The organism is Stenotrophomonas sp. S39 (assembly GCF_016624665.1).
In the GTDB taxonomy this organism is placed as follows: Bacteria; Pseudomonadota; Gammaproteobacteria; order Xanthomonadales; family Xanthomonadaceae; genus Stenotrophomonas.
Window position 1 is genome coordinate 1 of sequence record NZ_JACVTT010000153.1, and the last position, 6,432, is coordinate 6,432.

A 6,432-nucleotide genomic window follows, 5' to 3' on the forward strand; every position below is an offset into this window, starting at 1 on the left:
GCTGGCCTGTCACGCCGGAGGTCGCGGGTTCGAGTCCCGTCCGCTCCGCCAGCAGAGTTTGAAGTGTCAACGAAGATGCCCGTCGGTCCTGGACCTGCGGGCATTTTGCTTTTTCGGGGTGCGTGCATGCCCCGATCTGCCGGGCGCGGTCCGGCGCTACCGTTCAAGCGAAGCGACGCGGTCGAGCACCGCTTCCACCGCCAGATGCCGCTGCACCGACGCCTGCAGGGCCGCCAGCCCCGGGAACGCATCGGCCTGCAGCGCGCGCGCGAACAGCGCCGGCAGCTGGTCCAGATCACGCAGCCACAGCCCCGCGCCTGCGGCCTGCAGGCGTGCGGCGTGGTCGAACTGGTCGTAATCCAGCGGAAATACCAGCGACGGCACGCCCGCGCGCAGCGCGTGGTACATCACGCCGGCGCCGCCGTGGTGCAGCACCCGGTCATAGCGGTGCAGGTGGCGCGCGTAATCGACGAAGGGCAGCCGGTGCAGGTTCGGCAACGACTGCAGCGCGCTGTGTGTTTCATCCGCGTGCCCATCACTGACGTGGATCTGCCACTGCGGATGCAGCGCCGCCAGCGTCGCCGCCGCCTCGGCCAGGCGCGGTTTGATCCAGTCCTGATGGGTGCCGGCGGTGACCAGCAGATGCCGCGCACCCTGCACGAATAGCGGCGGCGCATGGGGGCCGGGTGGGGTGTGCAGCATCGGCCCGATGAACTGCAGCGCCCGTGGCCAGGTGCGGGGGAATTCCAGTTCCGGTACGCCCAGCGCGAGGATGCAGTCATCTGAATAGACCCGCTCGCTGCCATCGGCGCGATAGATCGACGGCACCCCCAGCCGCTGCATGGCCGAGCGCTGCCACGCGTGTACGCCGCGCTTGAACACGCGGGTCAGCTGCCGGCCGCAGGCGTGTTGCAGTGCCTGCCAACCAGTGCGCGCGGGGCTGAGGCCGCCCAGGTACGGCGGCGGACCGTCACTGCAGTCCAGCACGCAGGGCGAGGGCAGGCTGGTCCACCAGCGGATGCCGAGCTCGGCTGCCAGCAGGCCTGCCGGTGGCAGGGTGAAATCAACAATGACCAGGTCCGGGCGCGCGTGCTGCCAGCGCTCCTGCAGCGCCTGCCGCATCTGTTCCATCAGGCGCAGCGCCTGGGTCAGCTGGGCGTGCAGCCGCAGCGGGTTGGCCTTGACCGGCGTGGGTGGGTTGGCGATCTGCCACAGCGCCGCTTCCTGGTCTGCCGACAGCAGCACGCCACCGTTGAGTCCGCTGGCGGAGATCGCGGTCTGCGCGCCCGGCGTACTCAGGACGGTCACCTCATGCTGCGGCTGCAGCTGGCGGGCGATGGCGAGGATCGGGTGCAGGTGGCCGCTGTAGGGCGGGGCGAGCAGTTCGATCTTCATGCCTGTTCCTGCTGCAGGCGCGCAGCTAGTTCGCGGGCGATGGCGAGCACCGCTGGCTGTTGCAGGTAGTCCATGTGGCCGCTGTCGATCCACTGCCGCGCGCCGCGCCAGCCCAGCCGCGAGACCCAGTCCTGCCGCCCGACCAGCACCTGCAGCTGGGCCACCCGAGGTGCACGGCGCGCCACCGGCCCGTAGGCCAGCACGCTGCAGCGCTGCGCCAGGGCAGGTGGCAGTTCCAGGTTGGCCAGCAGTTCCAGCCCGCAGCTGCCGGCCAGCAGCAGGGTGTGCGGTGCGGCCTGCAGCAGCTGGGCCAGCGCGGGGCCGTGGGCCGCTGCGAAGCCTGGGCGACGCGAGCGCAGGTAATGGCGGGTGTTGTGCCAGCTGGCGGCCAGCAGTGCGGCGGGCTGGTGATCGGGCGTGGCGGCGTCGTAAGGAAAATTGCAGGGGTGCAGCACCCGCCCCGGCGCCAGCAGGGCCTTGCCGAAGGCGCGCTGCTGCGGACTCAGCGCGCAGCACGCCGGATCGCTCTGCCCGGTCAGGAAGGCCAGCTGCAGCCGCGTGCGGGTGCCCGGCATCGACTCAGCCCCCCTGGAAATCATCGTTGGCGCGCACCTGGTACAGCCGGGTACGCCAGCGGATGCGACGCACGCAGGCGGCGTGCAGCAGGTGGAGGGGCTGCAGCAGTTCGGCCAGCAGCGAGGCCAGCGGGCGATGCCGGGCGCGCCCACCGGCGCGGCGCTGCAGGTGCCGCAGCAGGCCGGTGCGCAGCAGCACGACCAGCGCGGCCACGAGGGCCGGCAGTCCGATCGGCGGCACTGCGGCCAGTACCAGCAGCGCCCACAGCAGCAGCGGCGGAAGACCATGCAGTACGCCGATCAGCAGGCGCAGGCGTGGTGACTCATCGCGCAGCAGCAGCACGGCGAACAGCATCCAGCGGTGCATCTGCTGGCGATAGCGCTGCAGGGTGGGCACATGCGTCTGCACCTCCACCGGCGCGGTGGACTGGAACAGGCGCGCACCTTGCCGGCGCAGCGCGCGGGCCAGTGCCAGGTCATCGGCCAGCATCCGCAGCAACGGGGTGAATCCGCCCAGCGCGCGCAGTCGCTCGCTGCGCAGCGCGTAGCACATGCCGTTGATCGACAGCGGTGCCAGCCACGGCAGCAGGCCGAGGTAGGTCAGCGCGGCATTGTTGTTGACGAACTGCGCCATCAAGCGTGCACCGGCGGCGCCGTCATCGCGGTAGCACGGCAGGGCGGTGACCAGATCGGCGTCGGCCGCGTCCAGTTCATCGACCAGCTGCGCCAGCGCCGCCGCTGACAGGCGCGCGTCGTCGTCCAGCACCAGCAGCACCGGCTCGCGCACCTGCGGCAGCACGGCATCCAGCTTGAAGGTCTTCGGGTTGGTGCCCTCCGGCGCGGCCGGGCAGCGCAGGCAGGTGATGTGGTGGCCGGGATGCGCCGCGCACAGCGCTGCGGCGGTGGCCAGCCCGGTGCTGTCGGCGTCGTCCAGCAGCCAGTGGAAATGCGCGCCTGGCAGGGCCCGCAGGTTGTGCTGCAGCACCTGCGCCAGCAGCGGGTCGCCGCCGAGGATGGGCTGCAGGATGGCCACGCCGCTGCCGCCGTACCCGGCCGGTGCCTGCGGCCGGGGCGGGCGCTGGCCCAGGATGCGCAGCGCGCCGGCTGCCTTCAGGCCCATCAGCAGCAGGTACAGGGCCGCCAGCACCAGGCTGGCCAGCTGAACCCCGTTCAGGCTCAGGCCGCCCATTGCGCACGCTGCTCGTCGATGAAACGTTCGATACCGTCTTCCATCGACACCCGTGGCGGCCCGAGGTCGGCCAGCATGCGCTGCGGATTGAAGGTCTTTGAATAGGCGAAGGCGGCCACCCCGAAGCGGGTGATCGGCGGCTCGCCGCGCAGGCGCAGGGCGCGCCAACCGGCTTCGACCACGCTGGCGGCACGCAGGGCCAGAGCGGTCGGTACGCGGCGGTGCGGTGGTGGCAGCTGCAGGGCGGCCAGCAACCGCTGCAGCAGGGCATGCAGGTCCACCGGCTGCGCGCTGGTCAGGTTGTAGGCCGGGCCCAGCTGCGGCGCCTGGGCGGCGCGCAGCAGGTACTCCACCAGGGTGTCGATGTGGATCAGGTCCATCTGCGGCGGACCGCCGGGGCTGACCAGCAGCGGCACGCCGCCGCGACGCGCAGCCGCCAGCAGGCGCGGCAGCAGCACCGTATCGCCCGGGCCGAAGACGGCGCGCGGGCGCAGGATGCACGACGGGCCCTCGTAGCCGGCCAGCAGGCGTTCGGCGCCGGCCTTGCTGCGCGCGTATTCATTCAGGAAGACGGGGCCGATCGGGCTGTCTTCGTCCAGATCGTACTGGTGCGCCTCGCGGTAGAACACGGCCGTGCTGGACACCAGCAACAGGCGCGGATGGCCGGCGCGGCGGCAGAAGTCGATCACCTGCGCGGTGGTGTCCACGTTCTGCTGCTGGAACTGCGCGGGGCTGCCCCAGGGGGTGACCCGCGCGGCGGCATGGACCACCACGTCAGGCCGGAACGCCAGCTCAAACGGCTGCGACAGGTCCAGCGCGGCGTAGTGGGGCAGGGGCAGCGGCCGGCGGGCGACACCCAGCGCCTCCACCCCGGGCACGTCGGCGAGGCGGCGCAGCAGAGCGCCCCCCACGAAGCCGGAGGCGCCGGTGACCAGGATGCGCATGGACGTATTCCTCCTTGTGCCCGTGACGCGACGCAGCCGGGGCAGGCCGCCCAGATGACCGCCCAGTATGCGCCGGCTGCTGCGCGTGCGGCCATCGCAGGCACGGCGTGGACAGTGCGCATGGGGCGCAGATCCTTGCCCTGCCTGCCTCCGCGCCGTTTTTGGTGCGGGCCGCGAAGCGGGTTACACTGCCGGGCTCGCCAATCAGGCCATGTGATTCCTCACCATGCTGCAGAAACTCCGCGACAAGACCTCAGGCTGGATCGTCACCGTGATCCTGGGGCTGCTGATGATTCCGTTCCTGTTCGTGATCGACAACAGCTACCTCGGTGGTGTCGGCGCACAGAACGTGGCCAAGGTTTCGGCACCGCCGACCTGGTGGCGCTCGGCGCCGTCGTGGTGGCCGGTGCGCATGCTGTGGCAGCACCACGAGATCAGCGCGCAGGATTTCCGTACCCGCTTCGAGCAGGAGCGCATGCGTGAGCGCCAGCAGCAGGGCGAGAACTTCGACCCGCGCGCGTTCGAGAGCACCGAGAACAAGCTGGCCGTGCTTGACCAGCTGGTCGACGAGCAGGTCGTGCGCCTGGTGGGCGAACAGGCCGGCGTGGTTGTCGGTGACGGTGCCGTGCGCGATTACATCCTGACCATCCCGGCCTTCCTCGGCAGCGATGGCAAGTTCAATGAAAACAACTACCGGCTGGCGCTGGGCGGTGGCAATCCGCCGCGTACCCCGGCGCAGTTCCAGGAAGAAGTGCGTGCCAGCCTGCAGCAGTCGGTGATCCCGGCCGGCCTGCAGAACTCCGGCTTCGTCACCCAGGCCGAGACCGAGCGCCTGCTGAAGCTGCTGGGCGAAACCCGTGACGTCGAGCTGGTCGCGCTGCCGGAAGTGCCGGCCGATACCGCGCCGGTCACCGATGCGCAGATCAAGCAGTGGTATGACAGCCACGGCAAGGATTTCCGCCAGGCCGAGTCGGTCACGCTGGAATACGTCGAGCTCAACGGTGCCAACCTGCCGGCGCCGGTGCCGGCCGATGAGGCGACCCTGCGCAAGCGCTACGAGGAAGAGAAGGCGAAGTTCGCGACCCCGGAACAGCGCCAGGCCTCGCACATCCTGATCACCGGCGACGGTGCCGAAGCCAAGGCCGCCAAGCTGGCGACCGAAGCCAAGGCGGCCGGTGCCGACTTTGCCGCACTGGCCAAGGCCAACTCGGAAGATCCGGGTTCCAAGGACCAGGGTGGTGACCTGGGCTGGGTCGAGCGTGGCGCGATGGTCAAGCCGTTCGAAGACGCGCTGTTCGCTGCCAAGGCGGGTGACGTGATCGGCCCGGTCAAGACCGACTTCGGCTACCACATCATCAAGGTCGCGGCCGTGCGCGGTGGCGAAGGCAAGTCGTTCGAGGAAGTGCGCGACACGCTGGCCGCCGAACAGCTGAAGGCCGACGGCGAGCGTGGCTTCAACGATCTGGCCGGCCGCCTGGTCGACGCCATCAACAAGAGCCCGAGCGACCTGGTTGCCGCGGCCAAGTCGGTGGACCTGCCGGTGCAGACCCTGGGCCCGATCACCCGTGCCACCGCCAGCGGCATCGCTGCTGACCCGGCGGTGCTGCGTTCGGCCTTCTCCGACGTGATGGTGCAGGACGGTACCTCCAGCGATCCGATCGCCCTGGGCGGCAGCACCAACCACAGTGTCGTGATCCGCGTGGCCGCGCACACCCCGGAACAGGCGCTGCCGCTGGACAAGGCCCGCGAGCAGGTCATCGCCGCGATCCGTGCCGACCGCCAGCGCCAGGCCAGCGACAAGGCCGCTGATGCCCTGCTGGCCAAGCTGAAGGGCGGTGCCAGCCTGCAGTCGCTGGTGGCCAGCGACAAGCTGCAGGTCAGCCCGATGCCGGGCCTGCCGCGCAGCCAGCCGGTGCCGACCCCGGAAATCAACCGCGCCATCTTCGGTGCGCCGGTGCCGGCCGAAGGCAAGCCGAGCTACGGCAAGGTTGACGTCAACGGTCACGCACTGGTCTTCGTGGTGAACAAGGTCACCCCGGGCAACATCAAGGAAGTGACGCCGGAACAGCAGAAGCAGCTGAAGGACCAGCTGAGCCAGATCGACGGCATGGCCGCGGCCAAGGCCTACATCGATGCGATGCGCAAGAAGTTCCTGGTGCAGACCACCGAAGCGAACCTGTAAGCCACACGGCGGGCAGGACGAAAAAGGCCCGGCAATGCCGGGCCTTTTTTGTTGGCGCGTCCGCTGTATGTAGAGTCGAGCTTGCTCGACTGCTTTTGTAGAGTCGAGCTTGCTCGACTGCTTTTGTAGAGTCGAGCTTGCTCGACT

General features: G+C 69.9%; 5 protein-coding genes. 1 reads left to right on the forward strand and 4 read right to left on the reverse strand.

Translation table 11 applies throughout. The features are described 5' to 3' along the window. Window positions 1–156 precede the first annotated feature (156 nt). Genes IAE41_RS21520 through IAE41_RS21535 form a run of 4 tightly spaced genes read right to left on the reverse strand, consistent with a single transcriptional unit; the run spans window position 157 to window position 4,103 of the window. Window positions 157–1,395 (reverse strand): nucleotide disphospho-sugar-binding domain-containing protein, encoded by a 1,239-nt coding sequence (locus IAE41_RS21520; RefSeq protein WP_200734498.1) that lies wholly within the window; start codon window positions 1,393–1,395, stop codon window positions 157–159. Then, on the reverse strand, window positions 1,392–1,994 hold the full coding sequence (locus tag IAE41_RS21525) for a hypothetical protein (protein WP_200734499.1): 603 nt from the start codon (window positions 1,992–1,994) through the stop codon (window positions 1,392–1,394). Before IAE41_RS21525 ends, IAE41_RS21520 begins: the two co-directional genes overlap by 4 nt. Then, window positions 1,975–3,159: a glycosyltransferase gene (locus tag IAE41_RS21530; RefSeq protein WP_200734500.1), complete on the reverse strand. Its 1,185-nt coding sequence runs from the start codon at window positions 3,157–3,159 to the stop codon at window positions 1,975–1,977. The genes IAE41_RS21525 and IAE41_RS21530 overlap by 20 nt, the downstream gene beginning before the upstream one ends. After that, window positions 3,147–4,103, reverse strand: coding sequence for an NAD(P)-dependent oxidoreductase (locus IAE41_RS21535; protein WP_200734501.1), 957 nt, complete (start codon window positions 4,101–4,103; stop codon window positions 3,147–3,149). Before IAE41_RS21535 ends, IAE41_RS21530 begins: the two co-directional genes overlap by 13 nt. A 226-nt stretch (window positions 4,104–4,329) precedes the next feature. Between IAE41_RS21535 and IAE41_RS21540 the strand changes: the two genes are divergently transcribed. Then, window positions 4,330–6,285 (forward strand): peptidyl-prolyl cis-trans isomerase, encoded by a 1,956-nt coding sequence (locus IAE41_RS21540; protein WP_108746052.1) that lies wholly within the window; start codon window positions 4,330–4,332, stop codon window positions 6,283–6,285. Window positions 6,286–6,432 lie beyond the last annotated feature (147 nt).